The following is a 21,625-nucleotide window of genomic DNA, read 5'->3' as shown; positions in this document are numbered from 1 at the left end:
TTCATTATTTGGTGATATAAATTTAATAAATTTTGTTTAATTAACACAATTATTTTAGGAGTTAATGTAAAATTCATGTGATGAATCATGATGGGAAAATTAAACTTGACCGGCTCTTAAATTTTTAGTATATTATAAATGAAATGCCATTATCAGTATTGAAAAAGCAAGCGTATCAGGGCTGAAAATCAGACGGATTCATGTCACGGATTGCAGGGATGACGGTGTTTTAAGGACTTCCGTGATTTCGTACCACAAAGTAATATGTCGTTAAAAAAATCGTTATATTTGGTAGATCAAAGAAAGATATGAATTTTGTAGAGTGTCATGAGGAGCCCATCCATATTCCTGGGTATATACAAAGTTTTGGATACCTGATTGGCATTGATGCAGAATCGCACTCCATCACTTTTTTCAGCAGGAATATTTCGGATATATTCAGAATCGAAAATGCGGAAGAGCTTTTTGGGAGAAGTCTTATGGATTTTCCTGAAATTTTCCGTTCTGTGATGGATTCTGATTTGTACGCTTCTCTGAAAGACTTTACAAAAAGAGAAAACGAAACGCATTTTGATAAGGTGTTTATCAGTGGAAAGGAATATCATTTTTCCATTTTCAGAAGCGGAAAACATATTTTCCTTGAATTCGAGGCGGTATTGGAAAACCCGAATAAGCGTATTTCCAATAAATATGACAATTTCTATGTCATCGACAATGAAAAGGAGCTTTGGGAACAGTTGCTGAGTACCCTTTCCAAGATTGTAAATTATGACCGGATGATGGTGTATAAATTTATGATGGACGGTTCCGGAAAAGTGATTGCAGAAAGGAGGGATGAAGATATGGAAAGCTATCTGGGTCTTCATTATCCGGAATCCGATATCCCGAGACAAGCCCGAGAACTTTATTTAAAGAAAAGAAAAAGAATTTTCAGTAATGTTCATGCGGATACGGTTCCACTGATCAGCAGAACGGATGAGGCTATTGATCTTACTTTTGCAGCTTCGCGGGGAATGTCGCCTGTTCATGGGCAATACATTAAAAATTCCGGGGCTTCTTCCAGCTTCAGTGTGTCCATTATCATTGAGGATCATCTTTGGGGCCTGGTAACGTGTCAGAATTCGGAGGCTAAGCATATTGACCTTGAAGACAGGGTGCAGGCCGGTATTTTTACGGCTTTGGCTTCTAATGCCTATTCTTCATTTAAATCTAAAAACGAATTAAATTACCGTCTGGAACTGAACGAAAAATCGTCACAGCTGAAAGCGGAGTTTTTAAAACATAATAACCTGTTCGACTCTTTGGCGGACAATAAAGCCAAAATAAGAAAACTACCTGAGGCAGATGGCTTAGTGATCATTGCTGAAGGTGATATAGTGACTGTAGGAACGGTTCCTGAACGAGGAATCATTGAAGTTATTGCCCATTGGGCCCTTGAAAATACAACGGAGAGTATTTTTGTCAGCAGAAGTTTCCTTAAAGATTACGGCGAGGAACTTGGGCTGGATGAAAGTGCAGCCGGAATTATTATCTATTTTATCGAAAGAAGTAAAAAAGAAATGCTGATCTGGTTCCGTAAAGAATTTGATGAGCATATCAGCTGGGCGGGAAATCCGGAGAAGAAAATCGGGGTGGTGGTTCAGGATGGACAGGAAAAACATATTGTTTCGCCAAGAACATCTTTTAACATATTTACAGAAAATATTAAAGGAAACTCCAGAAGATGGAATTCCAGAGATATCAGTTCTGTGCAGACTGTCCGGGATGTGATCCTTGAAACGTCGCATAAACAGTACAACGCCATCAAAGCCCTGAACAATGAGCTGAGAAAGGTCAATGAGGAGCTTGACAGTTTTTCTTATACCATTTCGCATGATCTGGGAACGCCTCTGACCGTGATGAAGCTGAATGCGCAAATGCTGCTTGCCAATTTTGAAAAGACAGAAAAAAATAAAAATAAACTGACGTCTATTGTTGAGGAAATCGACAATATGGCGGAAATGATGCATGATGTTCTCCAGCTCAGCCGTGCAAAACACAGTGAGATAGAATTGGAGCGTTTACAGCCGGCTAATACCATTCTTAAGATCTCAGAAAACGCAAAAATCACTTTCGAAAGTCCGAAAAGTGAGGTCATTATCAAGGAATGTCCGGATGTCTTAGCAGATAAAACGATGCTTCATCAGGTGTTTTTAAATATTATCAATAATGCCGTGAAATATTCCTCTCATAAAGATGAACCTAAAGTGGAAATCTGGGGAGCGGAAGAGGACGGACATATTGTGTACAGGATCTCAGACAATGGAATCGGGATTCCACAGGAGGAAAAGCATAAGATGTTTAAAATCTTCAACCGGATGGATAATGCGAAAAAATTTAAGGGGAATGGAGTAGGGCTGTCCATTGTGCACAGAATCATGAAAAGGATTGGTGGAAATGTGGATTATGATAACAATAAAGAGGGTACTTGTTTCATTTTAACGTTCAAAAAACCGTAAATTTGGGAAACTTTAAAAACCTTATTTATGGTATCAGAGTATCTTAAGCAAAATACAGCGGAATATCACGATGCTGCAGAGAAACTTTTCAATTCTGAAAAAATTTTTAATAAGACTTTCACCCTGGAAGATTACAAAAAGATCATTCATACGAATTATCTGATGCTTCTTCACAGTGAAGATAAAATATTCGGAAGCCTTTCTGATAAATATTCAGAGAAGCTTCAACTTAACAACAGAAAGAAACTTTCCCTTATCGAAAAGGATCTTGAAAGCCTTTCTCTGGAAAACCAAACTGTTTCCCATGATCTTGAATTTGAGAATGAGCATGAAGCTTTAGGAGCTATGTACGTGATCGAAGGTTCTACTTTGGGTGGAAACGTGATCGCCAAACAGCTTTCTAAAACAGAAGGTTTTGACCATGTGACTTTCAATTTCTTCGGATGCTACCAGGAAAACACTGGCCCGATGTGGAAAAACTTCAAAGAAGTCCTGGATACTGAAGTGGCTGAAGACAACTACAATGAAGTCCTTTCAGGAGCAAAAAAACTATATACGTTTTTACTGAACGTCAATTAATTTCATTGAACCCTAATTTAATTCCTGAAAAATTGCCCACATTTTCAGGAATTGTTAAATTTGGGCGTTTCAATTTTTAGACTAAACTAAAAAATAATTTAAAAAAAGTATACAATATGAAAGTAACTGTAGTAGGTGCAGGCGCTGTAGGAGCAAGCTGTGCAGAATACATCGCAATGAAAAACTTCTGTTCAGAAGTAGTTTTAGTAGACATTAAAGAAGGATTTGCGGAAGGTAAAGCAATGGATTTGATGCAGACTGCATCGTTGAACGGATTCGATACAAAAATTACCGGAACAACAGGAGATTACAGCAAAACTGCAGGTTCTCATGTAGCAGTAATTACTTCAGGTATTCCAAGAAAACCTGGAATGACAAGAGAAGAGCTTATCGGTATCAATGCTGGTATCGTGAAAGAAGTTACTCAAAACCTGGTAAAGAATTCTCCGGAAGTGATCATCATTGTGGTTTCCAACCCAATGGATACTATGGCTTATTTAGTACACAAAACTTCAGGTCTTCCTAAGCACAAAATCATCGGAATGGGTGGTGCATTAGACTCTGCAAGATTCAAATACAGATTGGCTGAAGCTTTGGAAAGCCCAATCTCTGATGTAGACGGTATGGTAATCGCTGCACACAGTGATACAGGAATGCTTCCATTATTGAGCAAAGCGACAAGAAACGGTGTTCCTGTAACTGAATTCTTAGATGACGAGCAACAAAAATACGTTATCGAAGAAACTAAAGTAGGAGGAGCTACATTAACTAAATTATTAGGAACTTCAGCTTGGTATGCACCAGGTGCAGCAGTTTCTGTAATGGTTCAGGCGATTGCTTGCGACCAGAAAAAAATGATCCCTTGTTCTCTAATGCTTGAAGGTGAATACGGACAAAATGATATCTGCTTAGGTGTTCCGGCTATTATCGGAGCAAACGGAGTAGAGAAGATTGTTAACGTAACGCTTACTGCAGATGAGCAGTTGAAGTTTGCTGAAGCAGCTAATGCTGTGAGAGAAGTGAACGGAGATCTTAAGTTTTAATTGATTTAAGCTTTATATAATAGCTCAGCGCGGCCGGAGGCCGCGCTGAGTTTTTTTATCTGAATTCTTTAGAGGATTTTGTGGGTTTTGGCGCGGCCGCAGGCCGCGCCAAAACCCACAAAATAAACCTCACAGCTTATAAAAAAAGAAAACGCACTCATGGTGCGTTTTTATATTGATTATTTTCAGGGGATTATTTTTTGAGTACTTCTTTCCATTGATAAATAGGTTTAACGACGTTGTAAGAATAATATTTTCTTGCTATGCCAATATCGAATCCTGAACCGATCACTATGTTTAGTATGCTTTGATCTGTTTTATAAACATTGCTAGTGATAAATGTTTCAACGGTTTCTTTGACAACCGGGTCGTTCTCCATCTTGCCGTTGAACTCCTGTTTTTGATCTGTTCTTATGGATATAGTATAGACAGGCTTTTGATTTTCAGGCGGAAAGTAATTCATTGAAACGGTAGTTCTTAAAACATGGTCCTGCTGTGAAATTTTTTCATAAACAGGAATCAATTCTTTTATTTCGCTGTTGCTGTTAAAATTATAAACGGATGTGATGATGATAAGGGAAAGAAGTCCACCTGTGATATAAAACGGTAATTTCTTCAGTGGAGGCATCATTGTAACGGAAGTATTTCTGTGGTCCCGAACAACATAGGTTTTCATTAAGATATCATGCAGAGACTGTCTTGTTTCTTTGTTGAAGACGTAAAAAATGATGATTCCTATACCTGATGTAAAAATAATGATCGACTGGATAATGTTAATCACAGAGAATGCATCTGATCCCGGAATTTTAAATCCGTTCAGAAAAAATGGAGTAGTGAGGATTAAAGTTCTGATGAATGAAGTTTTTAAATCAATCGTTTTTCCTTCAATATCAGTCACCTGAATCTTCATGAATTTTTTACCAAGGGTCTGACCATTGTTGATCTTAGAATTTAAAATTGAAAAATAAGTCAGAGAAATAATCCAGCCAATGAATTTGGCGCTTTCTCCCATCGAAATAAAGATGTTTTCAAAGGTGAAACCTAATATAAACCCTAATATTCCAAGGATCAACGAATCAATGAGTAAGGCCCATATTCTGGTCCAGAAACCGGATAAAAACAAATTATTTTTCATTTTGGTATTATTTTTTAGAGCCCCGAAATTAATGAAATTTCTACTGTTGGCCTAAAATAAAAGAGTCATATCAACCTGTTTATCGGTATTCCAGCTGTATTTGATGGATTAAAATGAGTTACTTTTTATGTTTTCGCACAAAACTCAGGACTGCATTTGTAAACTCCTTGTTTTTCTCATAGTACAAAAGGTGCCCGCCATCAATAGATGCCACTTTTTGATCAGGGAACTGAAATGTTTTGTAATGCTGTGTTCCTACAGCTTTATCGTTTTTCCCGGTGATAATTAAAACAGGAACATGAATATCTTTGGTGAATGGTGCATGATCCATGTAATATTCAGGATAATCTTTTGGTTTCGAAATTACGGCCATCCCGAAATCTATGATTCTTGGGTGAAGGGAATCTATTTTATCGGTCTGCTTAATGGTTTCAATATCTTCGGTAAGAAATTTATACCCGATTCTTTTCTTCCTTAGTGCTGCACTTATTTTTGATAGCTCAGCAGAAAGACTGTCTTCAGGAACGGTTTTATTGGGTTGTTGCAACAGGCTGTTTCCATATTCAATCTGTTCTTTTAAAGATTCATTGTTGAGAAAATGAAGTGTAATATTAGCCAGAATCAATCCTTTCGTATGTTGAGGATATTTTTTAGCGTAATGAGTTGCGATAATTCCTCCAAAAGAATGAGCAAGCAGAAAAACCTGATCAAGCTTCAGGTGCTGTCTGAGCTCTTCTATATCCTGAACCATGGCCTCCAGATGATAATTGTCTGATGTCCCCGATTGTCCTGAACCCCGCTGGTCCATATAAATCATTTTCATATTTTTTTCAAGACTGCTTCCGCCCAAAAGTTCAAATGACGGATATCCCTGCCCCGGACCTCCCGGAACATAGATGCATGCTTCTCCTTTTCCGGAAACTTTATAATTGATCCTGACATGGTCGGAGGTTTCAAAAGACCTTTCCATATTGCCTTTCTGCGCTGAAACAACAGTAACGGCAAAAAATAAAAACAGAAGTAAGCAGATATTTTTCATAATGTAATAACAGTTGAAAGACTTGGTTTATTACTTTAAGATAGCGTATTTTTTTGTAAAAAGGTTAATAAAAAAACAGGCTCAATCATTGAGCCTGCTGTAATCTTTATTGGATAAAATTATATTAGTTGATAAATACAACCACGTTGTTTCCTAAATAGTTCCACGTTGCAGTGATTCCGCTGGCTGTTGAACCATTGAAGGCTCCATGATGACTGTTTACGTATCCGCAGTCTCTACCAAGTTGTATATGTTCTCCATTAGCAAAATTAAGGTCTATAGACTGCCAGGATGTAATGGATGTAATCGCTGTTCCGATAGCTATGCCTCCGGAAACATTGTAAGTCTGGCCGGGAATTCCTATAGCTTCCGAAATTACGGCCCATTGATTGATAGGCGGTGTTGACAGATAGCTAGTATTGTATTGAGGATAAGCTACCATTGCTGCTGGAGCTAATGAAAAGGCAGGAGAGCCTTCAACGATTGGCTGGCAGTCTATTGGCTGGCTATTGTCATTGGTTCCTACAAGTCTGTAAGTAACGCTCTGGGTTGAGAAATTATAAATAGTCATGCTTCCCATCTGGGCATATGCGAAAGTTCCGATTAGTAATAAAAGGAATGCTGAAATATTTTTCATATGGATTTAATAATTAAAGCTTTAAGGTTACAAAGAAGAATTGGTGTAGTTGTCCTGGAAGATTTCCATTGCCCACAAGATAATTTTAGTTTTATCACCGTGAGTATTTTTTTCAATCTGTTCGTCTTTTACTCCGGTTGATTTGATAAGAGACTTGGCTGCTGGAAGAAGGATATCTTTCCTTTTTTCGCTTAACTGAGGAAACTGATACTCGGGATTTTGTTTTTCTTCGCTCTGAGGAAGATCTTTAGAAGTGTTCACGGCAGTAATAGCACGTTTGAAATTCTGAACAGCTTCTGTTTTCTGGTTTTCTTGAGCTGTAGTAGCCATACTTTCGTTGTTGCATGAAGCCAGGAAGCAGAAACCTGCAATAGCAAACAGGAATGTTTTTTTCATAGTAATTAATATTGTTTTTAGCGCGTGATAAATGTATAAAAAATAAACAGTATTTCAATTATTGGTGATAAAAATATTGTGATTTTTATTTATTGATTGAATTAAGCAATCAATATTGTTTATTTTGTGTTTAAAATTTAATTGAATGTATATAGGAATAAGGACAATAAAAAAGCCTTATAAAAATATAAGACTTATTACGACTATTTTTTTACCGTAATTTCAACGGAGACAATTCAGTTTAAATTTCTTCTCTCCTTTTCTTTTTTAAACCCTCTCCAGTTAATAATATTGATGATGAGCAGCGGGAGAATACAGATCGGGACGATCATGATTGCTGTGAAACCTTTGATGACCGTCAGTACGATGGTGGCAGAAAATAGCAGTATTATGGAGGCTCCCAGTATAACGGTTAGAATTTTGAGCTTCTTTTCATTATTTATCAGTTCTTCATCAGTGTATTCGGTTATTAGTTTGTTTCTCATATTAGTTTTTATTGATAACTTCCAGGTGGCCAATACTCCCGACAGGAGCTATTTTAATCTGTTTTTCGCCCTTTTTGACATAAAAGTAATAAATACTGTTGATGTCAATAAGGTAGATCTGGGCTGTTTCTCCCGAACTGTTGGTAAGGGTGTAATTTTGTTTTAAAGTCTGGGTATCCAGCCTCTTTTTAATTTTCACCCCTTGTCCAATTCCCAATCCTACAAACAGAGCCAAAAGCTCAAATCCTACCAGTATCACAAATACAGGAATCAAAGCTTTTCGAAGTTGACGCTTATCCAGATCCTGATTCATTCTGTAGCTTTTCAGTATTTTCTGAACCAGATTCGTATGGCTGTATTTAATAAATAAAACCTGAATTAAAAAGAAAAGGAGCACTACCGAAAGCACCATTAGGATCAGTATAGGATTGGAGATCATATCTGAAACAGGGCTGATCAGAATATCTGTAAGAGAAGAATACTTCAAAATATTGATTCCTAAAGGATAAAAAAGGATAGTTTCCTTTAATAGTCCAAGTATAATTAAATATATATATCCTAATGGAAGAAATGCTTGAATTTTTTCTAAATATCTCATTCTGCTAATATATTATTTTTCCACTATCAAAAATAGAAGCAAAATAAAAAAGAGCAGTACAAAGACCGCCCTCAAGATTTATCTAACAAAATTTTTTTTAAAAATAAACACATCCGCATCCGGTTTCCCAGGGCTGGCATAAGTGCTTAGGCTCGGTACAGCTTCCTCCGGGATCGCCTCCTCCCTCTGAAGATCTGTAGCACATACCACCACTGCAATAATATGATCCGATAGTGGGCGGACAATTACCATCAGCATCACACATAGCATAAGCAGTATCTCCTCCGCTAATAAATTCTAGCTGCTTTCTCGTTAATTTCTTTAGATTTTTCATAGCAGTTAATTCTTTTAATTTGATGATTACTAATATAAGAAATTTTAATACACAATAATGTGATTTAAGCAATATTATTTAAAATTTAAAGATTTAATCATGGATATAATTTAAAAAAATTGATGACAAAGGAGATTATTAGGAAGGTTTACTCATAAAACTGCGGAAAAGAATCATTTCTCCTCCGCAGTTAAGACCGGATATATGGAACCAGCTATTTGTTCATTACACTGAAAGCACCTTCAGAGCCTGTAAAAAAGTTGCTGTACAGGACTTCTGTATTCCCGACACGGATCTCGTAAGTGTCTTCAAGCAGGCCTTTTACAAAACTGTCAGCCACTTCTGAAGGGGGAATACCATTCTCTTTGCCTCCGATTTCTGCTGAAAAATCTGTATTGACAAGTGGTGGCATCAGTTCAAAAACTTTCACAGAAGTGTCTTTAGCCAGCTCGTGTCTGAGCAATTGTGTATAAGAATGCAGAGCGGCTTTAGAATCAGAATAGGTAGGAACGTGTGAACCCGGAGCGAACGCAACAATGGAAGAAACATTAACTACTGCTGAATTTTCTTCCTGTTTCAATAAGGGAAGCAGTTTTTCAGTCAGACGTATTGGGGCAAAATAATTGGTTTCAAATTCTGCTGAAGCTTTGGTATAGGTATCTGAAGCATCAGAAAGTGTGTATGCATAAGCATGTCCGGCATTATTGATCAGGATATTCAAACCTCCGAAATTGAGTTTAATTTCTTCCACCAATCGGTTTACATCCTTTTCATTGGTGATGTCAGCCTGTAGGGTAAAGACATTTTCAAGACCTTCTGCCGCAGCGTCCAGCTTTTCTTTGTTTCTTCCAGCAATAATAATTTTGTTGGATGCATTCAGTGATTTTGCAATTTCCAGTCCGATTCCTGAGCCTCCGCCAGTGATTAGAATAGTGTTGTTGGTAATGTTCATGACATTTTGGGTATTAAATTAATAAGTATTCTTAAATTGTACTAATTGGTACAAAATTGATTAAATTTTTTTAATCCAGTATTTTAAGATTCATTTTAAGAATGCTTCTCAAAATTTCCGGTGAGCTTTCCATTCTTCTTGTGACATGAATTCCGTTCCATAAATTACTCAGATGCCAGCCGATCACTTCCGGATCTTCGGTACTGGCGATCTGTCCGTTTTTCTGTGCATTTCTGATGGTTTCTGCAAACAGGGTTTGTAGCTTTTTCAGCAATTGAGCGGTGATCTTTTTTATGTCATGATCCTTTTCAGAAAGCTGTACCAGGGCATTTCCCAGATAACATCCGCGTTCTTTATCGCAATCCGAAGCATCGGCCAAACTCAGAAAAAACTCTTTAATGAATTGAACTTGATCATCTGACGCAGTCAAACTTCCAGAGAACTTTTGATAGAAACTGTCTGAAAACTGTCTGATCGATCGGATATAAAGTTCCTGTTTTCCGCCTTTAAAAGCAAGATAAAAACTACCTTTCCCGATTCCCATAGCGCAAAGCAGTTCATCGGCAGAAGCTGTGTCATAGCCTTTGTCTTTGAAAACTTCAGTTGCTTTTGCAACGGCTTCTTGTTCATCGAATATTTTAGGTCTTCCTGCCATCGGGATTATTTCTGGGACAAAGGTATGTAATTGTACTATTCGGTACAAAATAAAAAACTCAATATGTTTTATAGTTTCTGTCGATCAAAAAAAATTAAGAGATAGAGTAAAAATGCTTCATTCTATAAATCTAAAGTCATAAAAACAGCAGTTTCCTCCGGATTTTCATACAGTCTTGTATTGATTCCTGTAATGCTGAACCCCATTCTCCTGTAGAACTGTATCGCCTGATAATTGGTATTCTGCGTTTCAAGTTCAATAATTCTGCAGTTTAAATGTCTGGCTTCACGAACAGCATTTTTGATCAGCTGGGCTCCGGCTCCGTTTCTTCTGAATTTTTCACTGATCAGAATATTCTCAATGTAAAAGCTGTTATTCCATGTTCGGGGCTCACAAATGATCCAACCCATTAGCTCTCCATCTTCAAAAACACCAAAAGAATGTCCTTTTTCAATGATTTCATTAAGCTCTTCAAGGTCATTGGAATCAGTGTCCCAAACCTTAGAGTAGGGTATGTTTTTTTCTTTTAAAACAAATTCAAAAGAACCGCCGTATTCAACAAAAGAAACGGAGAGGATTTTGTCTGTATTGTATCCGTTAAGTCCCCAATTAAGTGTGGGATTTTCAGTCAGTTTTTCTAATTTTTTTATTTCCATGGAAATGCGGAATATGATTGATTGTTATTGAATTTCAGTACAAATTTCTACTAAATAATGATCCGGATCTTTGACATACGCAACCTTTTGTCCCCAAGGCTTTACAGCAATATCCTCATAGAGAACAGCTCCGTTTTGAACCGCTTTTTCTACCAGTTTCTCAACATTGTCTGTGGTAAATCCCAATTCGATTCCGAAAGGTTTTTCTTCAGATTTGGAAGATAGAAATCCCTTCTTTACATTGGAACTGGCTAAACTTATGGAGGCAAAAGAAAGACTGGTTTCTCCGGTAAGCAGTTCTCCGTAATCTTTTTCAGGCGTGATGAATTTAATGGGTAAGTCAAAAGTATGATGGTAAAAGTTCATTGACTTCTCCACATCTTCAACGTATAAAATAACATACTTGAATTTAATCATAACAATAGTTTTATTGGGTGTTTAAAATATAGTCTTTGTCTGTGATCAGCTCTATATTTGGACCATTCCGGGGATAATATTCCATCCCTCCGAAAATGCCGAAATGAAGCGGATACTTCTGTTCCAGCTGACGCACCTTGCTTCCGAAAGCATTGATGTCAACATTTTGAACTGCATTTTCCATCTGTCTTCCGTTGGAGAAGAAAAGTATCAGATTGGAATGTTCTTTAAAATCGCAATCATGGTAGTAGAATACATGAATATTCTCTTCAGTACAGATACGAATTAGATCATTGATTAAGTTTTCTTTGTGTATGGTCGGCAGATTGCAGTCGATCCTTACTGAAATATTTTCAGCATTGTTTTTCCTGAAATCTGAGCCGGTGATCTGCATAAACCGATATTCTATAGTTTCATATGTTACATTTTCCGGGCTTAAATTTCTGCTTGATTTTACTTCGAAAGGAGTGTCGATCATATGAGCATTGGCAAGAATCAGCAGTTTTTCTATTTCTGAAACGAACTGGAAATGCTCATCAAAAAGGGTATAATCGCCTGTTGAGATCAATAATTTATTTTCATTGATCTTTATACTCAAATACATCCTTTTAAAATGGGGATGTAATTCTTCCAGTTTCCTGATGAGGTTTTCGGGATGATCTACTGAAACTCGGGCTTCCAGCTCGGCAAGATTGTTAGCATGGCCTCCAACTCCTTTGAAAAACTTAAAAAATTGGAAATGGTATAGATTTTCCGGGAATTTAAAATACCAGTATACTCCTAAAATCATAGTAATAGGTCAATTAATTAGCTATGATTACGAATCAGTTTTTTAAACATAATTCATTGAAAAGTTTTGTTCCTTCAACCTGTTCGAAATCTTTGAGTTTTTTCAAAGCGGTACAGGCTGTAGGCATATCTTTTTTATCCAGACTTATAGAAGCTGCATTGTACAGTGCATCTACATTGGTGTTATTCAAGTCAAATGCTTTGTTGAATAATTCTATAGCCCTGTCTAATTTCTTTTTGTCAAGTGCCTCCATAGCTTTATTGTAAGCTTCCGCGGCTAGCTTTTTATTTTCAATTATTACAATAGCTCTATTCTGGTATTTATCCAAATCTTTACGATCATTTTTAAAAAAATTAAAACTCATTGAGGAACTTTTAGAGCCATCATTATTCCTGATTTGAGTTTCTATGTGATAGGGAAGTATTATCTGATCATATTTTTCGAAACCTGTCAAATTCCAAAACTGATAGCTCTTTTCAACGATTGATTTTAAAAAATCTATATTTTCTGAATTTTTTTTAGACTGATCATTACTTTCAAATTGAAAATTGATCTTCTGTTTCTTTGGATAGATTATAATATTTCCTTTTACAGACAGATTACGATCATTATTTGTCACAGACCGTTCTAAAACATCAAAGAAAATATCCTTTTTGAGGGTGGGTGTAAAATAAGCGCTGGCTACTACAGCGGTATCATTCTTTAGTGTACTGAGATACTCATTTTGCAACTTTGATGTTCTTACAAACCACTTCTTTTTTATTTTATCATTGCCTGTGATGCCGTCTAATCTTTCAATGATAATTAAAGTGTCATTGGTTAGCTTTTCAATTTCATAGAATGTTTTTGGGGAAGTTCTAATACTTTTATTTTCTATTTTAATATCATAGCATGTTTTCCTTTCCTCAAAAATTGGATTTACATACTCACAGATTTTATTATCAGAAAGTTTCCATATTGAAAAATGTCCAGAATCTTGAGAGAGGTCTCTGCTTCCGTCCAAAGTACTGTATTTTACTATTGCCCAATTATCAATTAATTGCTGTTTGTTAATTTGAGCACTGGTTTTGATGATCATGAAAATAAGAAGAAAGGAGATGTATTTAGACATAAATTAAAGTTATTAATTTTTAGATGTAAAAGTAAGTAAATTTATAATGTACTACTTTGTTATTAGAAGGTTGGCTTTTCAGTCAGTAAAAAAGGACTTTTCTGCATTGGAAAAATTATGAAAACATAAAGCGTACTGATTGAGTTAAATTTAATAAAATTTCACACGCCAAAACTTTCAAAACCCTTAAATTTGTTGTCAACAAAAATTTACTAGATGCTTAGGAAAATTTCAATTGCGGCAGCGGCTTTATTGTCCGTAATTACAATCAATGCTCAGAAGAACAAAAATTCTCAATTAGAAAGACCCAAATTAGTCGTAGGATTAGTCGTAGACCAGATGAGGTGGGACTATCTGTACCGCTTTTACAACAAATACGGAAACGATGGTTTTAAAAGGCTTCTGAATACAGGATATTCTTTAAATAATGTCCACATCCCTTACGTACCTACCATTACCGCTTTGGGACATACTTGCATCTATACAGGTTCTGTACCTGCGATCCATGGGATTGCCGGAAACGACTGGATAGATAAAGAAACCGGAAAAAATGTATACTGTACAGCGGACGACAGCGTGCAGCCGGTAGGAACAGCCAATACAAAAACAGGAAGTCATTCTCCGAAAAACCTTTGGTCTACCACCGTAACCGACGAATTGAGACTGGCTACCAACTTCCAGGGGAAAGTGATTGGGGTTTCATTAAAAGACCGAGCTTCCATACTTCCTGCAGGCCATACACCGAACGGAGCCTTTTGGTTTGATGACAGCACCGGAAATTTCATTACGAGTTCATGGTATATGAATGACCTGCCTCAGTGGATGAAGTCTTTCAATGCGCAGAATCTGCCTGAAAAATTAGTAGCAAACGGTTGGAATACTTTACTTCCAATTAACCAATACACAGAAAGTTCTCCGGATAATTCTTCATGGGAAGGACTGTTGGGAAGTGCAAAAACACCTGTGTTCCCTTACAGCAATTTAGCTCAGGATTATCAGACGAAAAAAGACAATATCCGCTATACACCTTTCGGAAATACGCTGACGCTGAAACTGGCTGAAGCTTCGGTAGAAGGTGAAAAATTAGGAGGTGATAACATTACTGACTTTTTAGCAATCAACCTGGCGTCTACGGATTATGCAGGACATAAATTCGGACCGAATTCTATTGAAGTGGAAGATGTGTATTTGAGACTTGATCAGGATCTGGCTCAGTTCTTCAACTATCTGGATTCAAAAGTAGGAAAAGGGGAGTACACCGTTTTCCTTTCTGCTGACCACGGTGGAGCACATTCCGTAGGATTCCTGAAAGAACATAAGATCACGACAGGATTCTTCGGAGAAGGAATGGAAAAAGATATCAATCAGAAACTGAAGGATAAATTCGGAGTTGATAAACTGATCAATGCAGTAGACAACTACCAGATCTATTTCGACAGAAAGCTGATGCAGGATAACAAAATTGAACTGGATGATCTTAGAGATTTCACCATTAAAGAATTGCAGAAAGATCCAACGGTTTTATATGCAGTATCTGTGGATGAAGTTCAGGAAGCTACCATTCCGGAACCGATCAAGCAGAGAATCATCAACGGAATCAACAGACAGAGAAGTGGTGATATCCAGCTAATCTCCCACGACTCTATGCTTCCTCCATATTCGAAAACAGGAACCACACACAGCGTATGGAATTCTTATGACTCTCACATTCCATTGATTTTTATGGGTTGGGGAATTCAGAAGGGAGAAAGTAATAAAGCCTATAACATGAGCGATATTGCGCCTACCGTTTCATCACTGCTGAAAATTCAGTTCCCGAGTGGAAATGTAGGAAATCCAATCACGGAGGTTATTGGAAGATAACTTAATTCTTATATAATACAAAACATTCCTTTCGGGGAATGTTTTTTTTGATGTATACTTTTCTGCTTATTAAAATTAAAGTGAAAGTTTTAATTGGATATAATATTAATTTCTTATTTAATTCTAATTTTAGGGATATATTGTTATATTTGGAAAACTAATTAAATATGTAAGCATGAAAAAATTATCAAGAGAAAATCTAAAAATGATCAAGGGTAGTGGAGGTTTAGCATGTTCAGTTGACAATAGATGTCCGACAAAGCATGTCTGCTGCAATCGGGTTTGCCTGAAAACTACCGAAATAGAACACTTGCCTAATTGCGAAGAAATATAATGATAGCCTGGCTTGGTATCTGATCTACTTTACGACTTCAGGTCCCGGGAGGAAATATAAGTGCTAAAATATCGGGGGATATTTTTTCTACATTAAAATCAAAGAGATGCAGAGGTTGCATCTCTTTTTTTGTGTTAATTTCAATGAACTATAAAGATATTATTTCGAAGGCGTCGCCCTTATATTAATGGCATCACGGTTCCCTGAACCAAATGTTATCCTTAAAGCCGTTCCGCTCGCTCCGGCACCGTTTACTGTAATCGTATAATTTCCGGCGGGTAAAGTTAAAGTAGATCGGGGCACAAGATAAAAATTACCAGTCGTAATGAAAGTGGTAAAGCTATTAATATAGGATATTGAAGATATTCCGAATGCATTATTGATAGGAATCCCGGCAGGCGCAGCCGTAAAAGAATAATAAACATTACAAAATTTCACTGCATTATCTGTAATTCCTGCTCCGGTAGCGCCAGGGGCAATACCTGAGTTGGTGAAAATAGCAGAAATGTTGGAATTAAACTCTACTAAAGAAGGCTTGCTTAAAGTAAACGATATAGTGGCCAGCGTAGTGGCGGTGATAGATCCCCCGGTTGTAGCTGCCGGAACATCCAACGTTGTTGTGGTTAGTGCATCTCCACCTATGGTACCTCCTGAAAGCATTGTTTTTTCTGACAAAGCGGATTTTCTCTGCCATTGGGTTCCGTCATTATAATATTCTCCCGGATACACCGGATTTGCTGCTACAGAGGTGTTGGTTGCGGTGTTATATACAGTCATTCCCGCAACATGTGCTGAAAGTGGTGACGGATTATTGGTCGCTGTAAGGGCTAGTCTGGGAAGCAATATCCCTTTATTTGTACTGCTCACCTCCAGCATTGCATTAGTGTTTGGCGAAGCAAGGCCTATTCCCACCTGGGCTGTCATTGGGGATGAAATACCTGGAAAAGCAAGGATTGTAAGAAATATTTTTTTCATGATATGTTCTACTTAGTTTGTTGAAAGTATCTGAGTCTAGATTTAGTTGCTAGTTGCTAGTTGTGCTAGTTTGTTGGTTGCTTATTAGTAGTAATTAAATTAATGAGTTATCATCTGATGTCTGATGTCTGATGTCTGATGTCTGAAATCTTGGCTCTAAAATCTGCCATTCACCGTTCACTTGCGAAGCAAAATTGACCATTGACATTTCTCAACAACCTTACCCTAAAATCTATTTTGTAGGCGTCGCCTTAATCTGCGCCATATCACGGACGCCGGAACCATACATAATTCTAAAAGCATTGCCGCCGGATGCGACTCCGTTTAAATTAACTGCATAATTTCCCGCTGGTAACTGGAGGATGGCATGAGGTGCAGTGTATAGATTGCCCGTAATGGTCGTTATATTAGCCGTGATCACATTCATGTAAGTGACTGTGCTGTCTCCAAATGGAGCATTAACCGTTATTCCAGCTGGTGCGGTAGTAAATACAAAATTCACGGTCGCCAACTTTACTGACGAATCTCCTAATGGCGTATTACTGTCACCACTCACTGTAAAAGAAGTGGAAATATTACCCCCGAATTCCACGCTGGACGGTCTGTCCAATGTAAAGGAAAAAGTAGTTAAGGTAGTCGTGGCAGGAGTACCTGCTGCAACATCTACGGTAATAGGGGTAAGTAAATCAGCGATCGTACCTCCCGCGATCATTCTTACATCATTCAAAGCGGATTTTCTCTGCCACTGAGTCCCATCGTTATAATATTCACCGGGGTATACAGGATTGGCTGCGACAGAAGTATTGGTAGCTGTATTGTATACCGTCATTCCGGCTACGTGAGCATTTAATGGCGATGGATTATTGGTAGCTGTTAATGCCAACCTAGGCAGTAAAAAACCTTTGTTGGTACTGGTAATATCTAATTGAGCATTGGCATTTGGACTTGATAATCCTACGCCAACCTGAGCCTGTGTCAATAAAAAGCAAACCAGAAAGAACGGGAGAGTATATTTAAATTTTTTCATTTTTAGTATTTTAATGATGTTAAAAAGGCAGTTTCCATTACAGTAAAGGAGTAGCTTTGATCTGGATCATATCTCGCGTACCTCCGCCAAATCCTATTCTGAAGGCCGTTCCGCTTAAAACCGTGCCCCTTACAATAAGGACATAGTTTCCTGCCGGCAAATTGGCTACACTATACGGATTCAGATAAACATCTCCGGTTGCAGTTCCGGCAGCAGAAAGTGAATTGGTATACGCGGTGGAATGATCACCAAAAAAAGCGGTCGTAGAAACTCCGGTAGGTGCTGTAGTAAACTGAAAATTGACTGTACACAATTTTATGGCTCCGTCTGATAAAGGAGTTGTATTGCTTCCGGAAGCAGTATATTTTGTAGAAATATTAGCACTGAATTCTACAGTAGATGGCCTGTCTAAAGTAAAGGAAACTGTACTCAATGTTGTATTTGATGCTGTTTCGGCAGCGGCATCTGCTGTGATCAGGGCAATAGGATCGGTTATACTTCCTCCGGTAATCATTCTGGCATCATTCCAGGAAGATTTCCTTAACCATTGGGTACCGTCATTATAATATTCTCCCGGATAAACAGGGTTGGCGGGCACAGAAGTATTGGTAGCTGTATTGTAGACGGTCATTCCGGCAACATGGGCTGAAAGGGGAGAAGCACTATTGGTAGAAACAAGGGCAAGTCTTGGAAGGAGTACCCCTTTATTCGTACTGGTTACTTCCAATCTCGCATTGGTGTTAGGTAAAGCTACTCCAATTCCTACCTGTGCTTTCATAAAGATAAAGCCCACAAATAATAAGGGAATAATAAAGTTGATCGTTTTCATCGCTGTTTAATTTATTTAGGTTTCATCAAAAAATATCAGAAGACTAATTTTATGCTTAATCTGTGCTGTTCTATCCAATAGAAATTGATTACATATTTTATGGTGTTCATTAGTTTTTGTCCAAACTAAGTTGGGTGCTCCTAAACATACATACGAGATAAATGATTATTTGGTTTTTGTTTTTTCAAAAAAAAATTTAAAAAATATCATTTTATTTATATTTTATTATGTAAGTGATTGGTAATTAATTGATTGAAAAGTAGTCAATAAGGTGTTATTTTCGAAAAAAAATAAAAAAGTAAAAATGGAGAGAGGAGAAAAAGTATTGATAGCTAATTTTCAGATGTTCCAAATGATAAGATAATCCCTTATTCAAGATTGTATCAGGTCATGGATTTTTTGTTTGTATTGGAGATTTCTTTTTCTGATCTTAATAATGAGAGAAACGAGTAGAATAATGATAAGACTCCCAATACCAGCGATAATTCCTGTAAAAAACTGATACCGGGTTTTCATTTCAGTACTTTTTTTCAGCGTTTCCTTATTGTGCTCATTAATGGAATGATTGATAGAACTCAATTCGTTCTGCTCCCTCTGAAAGCGCATTTCAAAATACTTCTTGCTGTAATTCTGGTACAGATTAGGTTTCCCCATGGCCAGATAATTTTCAGACATTTCCTTGTATATTCCTTCATTAAGGATCAGGTCGCCGGTATTTTTGCTGAGATCTTCGGCTTTGATAAGCAGTTGTAGCGCTATTTCGTTTTCCTTTTTCTGTTTGTACATTTCAGCTATTCCTTTTAATGCAAAGGCTTCCAGACTTTTTGCTTTGTTTTTACGGGCATATTCTGCAGATTGGATAAATGCCTGATGCGCCTTTTCAAGCTGGTTGAGATTAAGATAACAATAGCCGATATTATAGTAGACCACACTCATATTGGAATAAGTCGTCTGTTTATGTTCTATTTTTTCAAAATTTTGAATGGAAATCAGAAATTTTTCAAGAGCAATTTCGGGATTCGACTGGCTTTTATAAATCATTCCACGGATCGCGTAGCTTCTTGCCGTTTCAATATGTTTTTCAGGGACATCATCCGGAAATTTAGCCAGATACTGATCTGCTTCGTTCAGCGTTTCAAGGCTTTTGCTGAAAAGTTCCATCTGCTGGTATTGGATGGCAGCTGAGATCAGAACGCTGGTACGGACTTTCAGGTCATTCGTTTTTTCCGCGGTTTCTTTAGCTTTTAATAAATACTGAAGCGATTGGTCAAAATCTCTTTTAGCAATATTGGCGGTAGAAAGCAGCTGATAAATGCTTATTTGTCTATGAATGTTTTTTTCTTTTATGATGAGGTTTTTCCCAATCCTGATCGCATTATCCGGACTGTCATAAATCTCAAGACGGGCTTTTTTCATCAGGGAATCAAAGGAAGTTTTTTGCCCGGAAACTGAAAGGCAGAAGCACAGAAAAAGGGCTGCAATGATTTTTAATGTCAATTTCATAATGTTCTGCTTTTACTTATTTCCTGGATATATGCATTGGGAGACATTCCCGTCACAGATTTAAAAACGGTGGTAAATGCACTGTGCGACGAGAACCCTGAATATTCTGCCAGATAACTGACCTTGTAGTTGAGATAAACAGGATCTGTTCTCAGCAGACGTGCAATATGATTGATCCTTAATTCATTAATGTAAGCGTTGAAATTTTTCCCTTTACTGCTGTTGATTACCTCGGAAAGATATTTCGTATTCATACCCATTTGAGAAGACAGTGCGGAAAGCGTCATGCTTTTGTCCAGATATCGTTGCTGTTTTTCCCAGTCTTCCAGTTTTTGAAGGATTTCATCTTCCTTTTCCTTTGAAATTTTATGAGGGTCTTTTTCTGTTGTTTTATCAGCAGCTGAGGTTTCCCTGGAAATATTCTGAACTGCCAATTCCTGATTTTTCTGTTTTTCAAAGAAATCTGACTGTTTTTTAAGATCCTTATGGCTGTTTTTCAGAATTAAAAAATAAATCAGAAGACCGATAATGATGATGAGAAAACCCCCGGAGATCAGACTTATCTTTTTCAACTGTTTCTGCTTCTGAAACTCGAGATTAGTATTCTGGTTGGTTTCCACCAGCTTGACGATATAACGGATGCCTTCTTTGGTACTGGAATCCAGTTTTGTCCGGAGTTCAGTATAAAGTTTATTGTACTGGTGGTATTTTTCATCGCGATGAAGGGCGAAATAATTTTTGGATAAAGATTCGTAAATCTTTGCTTTCAGGCTGTTGTAAGGGAGATTTTCTATTCTGGAAAGCCCTTTTTCAAGAATTTCAACGGCAGTACCATAGTTTTCCTTTAAAAAATAATAACGGGAAAGGTTTTCATAAGCCAATGCCTGGATAAAATAATAATCTGTACTCTTTTCAGCTAAAACAAGTGTGGTTTCAAGAAGATACTTCGCTTCCTCCAGTTTATTCTGTCTCATTAAAAAAGAAGCCCTGAACACTTTATTTTCCATTTCAAGAATCCTGTTTTCCTGGTTGTTGAAACCGAGATACTGATCACTTTTGCTGAGGTTTTCCAGCGCCTGGTTATAGCTTCTGTTGATCCCGAAGTTAAGTGCCTGAAGCTGATAAAGCTTAGCCGTAATGACATTCATCCGGGGATTGTCGCCTTTTAATAATTTATGATCAGCCAATAGACCGGAAATGATCCGTTGCGACTGGCTGTAAAGATCCAGATTCTGATACTGATCTGCAAGATTGTAATCTCCGGCGATCTGCAGGAAATAAGAGAGGCTTTCTTTTTCCCTTGAATCTTCCTTTTGGCTGTAAATATTAACAGACTGGATGTAATCTCCCTTCATAGCATAGGCCTGGGAAATGATATTCTGCAGGACGATCCTGTGTTCCGGATTCTGGTCGCTGATCAGAAGGCTCTGGGAATAATTGATGCATTCATCCGGATTTTGATATAATTTCTGAAAAGCTTTATCCGCCAAAATACTGAAGTCGGGACCGGATTGTCCTTTGATCCAGACTGAGCAGAGAATGACCAGCAGAATTGGAACGGTTTGAGCCAGAATGGTATGGCATAAAAATGATTTTTTTTCGGTTTTTCTTACAGCTTCCTGATGATCTGTCCTCAAAATAGATTTTTGTTATATGGTTGTATTTTAATGATTTATATATAGTGTTCTTTTAAATTTCACGAATTATGTAAGTCAAATTCTTTTGAAAAGGCAAATATAATATTAATATTGTTTCTGCCAATTCAAAAT

The 21,625-nt window shown here is 37.3% G+C and carries 22 protein-coding genes; 4 read left to right on the top strand and 18 right to left on the bottom strand.

Annotated elements, in window-relative coordinates; all coding sequences use genetic code 11:
- Window positions 1–308: 308 nt before the first annotated feature.
- The 3 genes from BM143_RS05070 to BM143_RS05060 all read left to right on the top strand — a co-directional run bounded on the left by BM143_RS05070 (window position 309) and on the right by BM143_RS05060 (window position 4,120).
- On the top strand, window positions 309–2,498 hold the full coding sequence (locus BM143_RS05070) for an ATP-binding protein (RefSeq protein ID WP_090023524.1): 2,190 nt from the start codon (window positions 309–311) through the stop codon (window positions 2,496–2,498).
- Between the two features lie 27 nt (window positions 2,499–2,525).
- Window positions 2,526–3,077, top strand: coding sequence for a biliverdin-producing heme oxygenase (locus BM143_RS05065; protein ID WP_090023523.1), 552 nt, complete (start codon window positions 2,526–2,528; stop codon window positions 3,075–3,077).
- A gap of 116 nt (window positions 3,078–3,193) precedes the next feature.
- Complete coding sequence (locus BM143_RS05060; protein WP_090023522.1) at window positions 3,194–4,120, top strand: malate dehydrogenase; 927 nt, start codon at window positions 3,194–3,196, stop codon at window positions 4,118–4,120.
- A gap of 193 nt (window positions 4,121–4,313) precedes the next feature.
- Here BM143_RS05060 and BM143_RS05055 read toward each other — a convergent pair whose 3' ends face one another.
- The 13 genes from BM143_RS05055 to BM143_RS04995 form a co-directional block, all read right to left on the bottom strand.
- On the bottom strand, window positions 4,314–5,255 hold the full coding sequence (locus BM143_RS05055) for an RDD family protein (protein WP_090023521.1): 942 nt from the start codon (window positions 5,253–5,255) through the stop codon (window positions 4,314–4,316).
- 118 nt (window positions 5,256–5,373) lie between these two features.
- The gene (locus BM143_RS05050; RefSeq protein ID WP_090023520.1) at window positions 5,374–6,294 is read right to left on the bottom strand and encodes an alpha/beta fold hydrolase; all 921 of its coding nucleotides are present in this window, start codon (window positions 6,292–6,294) and stop codon (window positions 5,374–5,376) included.
- Window positions 6,295–6,418: 124 nt separating this feature from the next.
- Window positions 6,419–6,931 carry a hypothetical protein gene (locus BM143_RS05045; RefSeq protein ID WP_090023519.1) on the bottom strand — a complete coding sequence of 171 codons (513 nt, stop codon included), beginning with the start codon at window positions 6,929–6,931 and terminating at the stop codon, window positions 6,419–6,421.
- Window positions 6,932–6,958: 27 nt separating this feature from the next.
- Window positions 6,959–7,327 (bottom strand): hypothetical protein, encoded by a 369-nt coding sequence (locus BM143_RS05040; RefSeq protein ID WP_090023518.1) that lies wholly within the window; start codon window positions 7,325–7,327, stop codon window positions 6,959–6,961.
- A gap of 236 nt (window positions 7,328–7,563) precedes the next feature.
- Window positions 7,564–7,812 (bottom strand): hypothetical protein, encoded by a 249-nt coding sequence (locus BM143_RS05035; protein ID WP_090023517.1) that lies wholly within the window; start codon window positions 7,810–7,812, stop codon window positions 7,564–7,566.
- A gap of 1 nt (window position 7,813) precedes the next feature.
- Complete coding sequence (locus tag BM143_RS05030; RefSeq protein ID WP_090023516.1) at window positions 7,814–8,410, bottom strand: hypothetical protein; 597 nt, start codon at window positions 8,408–8,410, stop codon at window positions 7,814–7,816.
- 97 nt (window positions 8,411–8,507) lie between these two features.
- Window positions 8,508–8,744, bottom strand: coding sequence for a bacteriocin-like protein (locus BM143_RS05025; RefSeq protein WP_090023515.1), 237 nt, complete (start codon window positions 8,742–8,744; stop codon window positions 8,508–8,510).
- Between the two features lie 214 nt (window positions 8,745–8,958).
- Window positions 8,959–9,696 carry an SDR family oxidoreductase gene (locus BM143_RS05020; RefSeq protein ID WP_090023514.1) on the bottom strand — a complete coding sequence of 246 codons (738 nt, stop codon included), beginning with the start codon at window positions 9,694–9,696 and terminating at the stop codon, window positions 8,959–8,961.
- 70 nt (window positions 9,697–9,766) lie between these two features.
- A complete protein-coding gene (locus BM143_RS05015; RefSeq protein WP_228430694.1) occupies window positions 9,767–10,351 on the bottom strand; it encodes a TetR/AcrR family transcriptional regulator in 585 nt (194 codons plus the stop codon).
- A gap of 122 nt (window positions 10,352–10,473) precedes the next feature.
- Window positions 10,474–11,007, bottom strand: a complete 534-nt coding sequence (locus tag BM143_RS05010) for a GNAT family N-acetyltransferase (protein WP_090023512.1) — start codon at window positions 11,005–11,007, stop codon at window positions 10,474–10,476.
- A gap of 24 nt (window positions 11,008–11,031) precedes the next feature.
- Entirely contained in the window at window positions 11,032–11,424 is a 393-nt protein-coding gene (locus BM143_RS05005; RefSeq protein WP_090023510.1) for a VOC family protein, read from the bottom strand.
- Window positions 11,425–11,434: 10 nt separating this feature from the next.
- On the bottom strand, window positions 11,435–12,214 hold the full coding sequence (locus BM143_RS05000; RefSeq protein WP_090023508.1) for a hypothetical protein: 780 nt from the start codon (window positions 12,212–12,214) through the stop codon (window positions 11,435–11,437).
- Window positions 12,215–12,248: 34 nt separating this feature from the next.
- Entirely contained in the window at window positions 12,249–13,292 is a 1,044-nt protein-coding gene (locus BM143_RS04995; protein ID WP_139221991.1) for a tetratricopeptide repeat protein, read from the bottom strand.
- Between the two features lie 249 nt (window positions 13,293–13,541).
- Here BM143_RS04995 and pafA point away from each other — a divergent pair, with 249 nt between their 5' ends.
- A complete protein-coding gene (gene pafA / locus BM143_RS04990) occupies window positions 13,542–15,188 on the top strand; it encodes an alkaline phosphatase PafA (RefSeq protein ID WP_090023504.1) in 1,647 nt (548 codons plus the stop codon).
- Window positions 15,189–15,681: 493 nt separating this feature from the next.
- Here pafA and BM143_RS04985 read toward each other — a convergent pair whose 3' ends face one another.
- From BM143_RS04985 to BM143_RS04965, 5 genes are all read right to left on the bottom strand, one after another.
- Window positions 15,682–16,497, bottom strand: a complete 816-nt coding sequence (locus tag BM143_RS04985; protein WP_139221990.1) for a hypothetical protein — start codon at window positions 16,495–16,497, stop codon at window positions 15,682–15,684.
- Window positions 16,498–16,729: 232 nt separating this feature from the next.
- Window positions 16,730–17,524: a hypothetical protein gene (locus BM143_RS04980; protein WP_090023500.1), complete on the bottom strand. Its 795-nt coding sequence runs from the start codon at window positions 17,522–17,524 to the stop codon at window positions 16,730–16,732.
- 37 nt (window positions 17,525–17,561) lie between these two features.
- Window positions 17,562–18,353 carry a hypothetical protein gene (locus BM143_RS04975; RefSeq protein ID WP_090023498.1) on the bottom strand — a complete coding sequence of 264 codons (792 nt, stop codon included), beginning with the start codon at window positions 18,351–18,353 and terminating at the stop codon, window positions 17,562–17,564.
- 372 nt (window positions 18,354–18,725) lie between these two features.
- Window positions 18,726–19,856, bottom strand: a complete 1,131-nt coding sequence (locus BM143_RS04970) for a tetratricopeptide repeat protein (RefSeq protein WP_090023496.1) — start codon at window positions 19,854–19,856, stop codon at window positions 18,726–18,728.
- Window positions 19,853–21,493 carry a helix-turn-helix domain-containing protein gene (locus tag BM143_RS04965; protein WP_090023494.1) on the bottom strand — a complete coding sequence of 547 codons (1,641 nt, stop codon included), beginning with the start codon at window positions 21,491–21,493 and terminating at the stop codon, window positions 19,853–19,855. The genes BM143_RS04970 and BM143_RS04965 overlap by 4 nt, the downstream gene beginning before the upstream one ends.
- Window positions 21,494–21,625 lie beyond the last annotated feature (132 nt).

Origin of the sequence: Chryseobacterium oleae, assembly GCF_900115055.1 — a bacterium.
Taxonomy (GTDB): domain Bacteria; phylum Bacteroidota; class Bacteroidia; order Flavobacteriales; family Weeksellaceae; genus Chryseobacterium; species Chryseobacterium oleae.
Note: the sequence above shows the minus strand (reverse complement) of the source record. Positions and strands in the feature narration are given on the sequence as shown.

Excerpts from the sequence above, each read along its gene's own strand:
- BM143_RS05070 (WP_090023524.1), top strand. The coding sequence starts at position 309 with ATGAATTTTGTAGAGTGTCATGAGGAGCCCATCCATATTCCTGGGTAT.
- BM143_RS05065 (WP_090023523.1), top strand. The coding sequence starts at position 2,526 with ATGGTATCAGAGTATCTTAAGCAAAATACAGCGGAATATCACGATGCT.
- BM143_RS05060 (WP_090023522.1), top strand. The coding sequence starts at position 3,194 with ATGAAAGTAACTGTAGTAGGTGCAGGCGCTGTAGGAGCAAGCTGTGCA.
- BM143_RS05055 (WP_090023521.1), bottom strand. The coding sequence starts at position 5,255 with ATGAAAAATAATTTGTTTTTATCCGGTTTCTGGACCAGAATATGGGCC.
- BM143_RS05050 (WP_090023520.1), bottom strand. The coding sequence starts at position 6,294 with ATGAAAAATATCTGCTTACTTCTGTTTTTATTTTTTGCCGTTACTGTT.
- BM143_RS05045 (WP_090023519.1), bottom strand. The coding sequence starts at position 6,931 with ATGAAAAATATTTCAGCATTCCTTTTATTACTAATCGGAACTTTCGCA.
- BM143_RS05040 (WP_090023518.1), bottom strand. The coding sequence starts at position 7,327 with ATGAAAAAAACATTCCTGTTTGCTATTGCAGGTTTCTGCTTCCTGGCT.
- BM143_RS05035 (WP_090023517.1), bottom strand. The coding sequence starts at position 7,812 with ATGAGAAACAAACTAATAACCGAATACACTGATGAAGAACTGATAAAT.
- BM143_RS05030 (WP_090023516.1), bottom strand. The coding sequence starts at position 8,410 with ATGAGATATTTAGAAAAAATTCAAGCATTTCTTCCATTAGGATATATA.
- BM143_RS05025 (WP_090023515.1), bottom strand. The coding sequence starts at position 8,744 with ATGAAAAATCTAAAGAAATTAACGAGAAAGCAGCTAGAATTTATTAGC.
- BM143_RS05020 (WP_090023514.1), bottom strand. The coding sequence starts at position 9,696 with ATGAACATTACCAACAACACTATTCTAATCACTGGCGGAGGCTCAGGA.
- BM143_RS05015 (WP_228430694.1), bottom strand. The coding sequence starts at position 10,351 with ATGGCAGGAAGACCTAAAATATTCGATGAACAAGAAGCCGTTGCAAAA.
- BM143_RS05010 (WP_090023512.1), bottom strand. The coding sequence starts at position 11,007 with ATGGAAATAAAAAAATTAGAAAAACTGACTGAAAATCCCACACTTAAT.
- BM143_RS05005 (WP_090023510.1), bottom strand. The coding sequence starts at position 11,424 with ATGATTAAATTCAAGTATGTTATTTTATACGTTGAAGATGTGGAGAAG.
- BM143_RS05000 (WP_090023508.1), bottom strand. The coding sequence starts at position 12,214 with ATGATTTTAGGAGTATACTGGTATTTTAAATTCCCGGAAAATCTATAC.
- BM143_RS04995 (WP_139221991.1), bottom strand. The coding sequence starts at position 13,292 with ATGATCATCAAAACCAGTGCTCAAATTAACAAACAGCAATTAATTGAT.
- pafA (WP_090023504.1), top strand. The coding sequence starts at position 13,542 with ATGCTTAGGAAAATTTCAATTGCGGCAGCGGCTTTATTGTCCGTAATT.
- BM143_RS04985 (WP_139221990.1), bottom strand. The coding sequence starts at position 16,497 with ATGAAAAAAATATTTCTTACAATCCTTGCTTTTCCAGGTATTTCATCC.
- BM143_RS04980 (WP_090023500.1), bottom strand. The coding sequence starts at position 17,524 with ATGAAAAAATTTAAATATACTCTCCCGTTCTTTCTGGTTTGCTTTTTA.
- BM143_RS04975 (WP_090023498.1), bottom strand. The coding sequence starts at position 18,353 with ATGAAAACGATCAACTTTATTATTCCCTTATTATTTGTGGGCTTTATC.
- BM143_RS04970 (WP_090023496.1), bottom strand. The coding sequence starts at position 19,856 with ATGAAATTGACATTAAAAATCATTGCAGCCCTTTTTCTGTGCTTCTGC.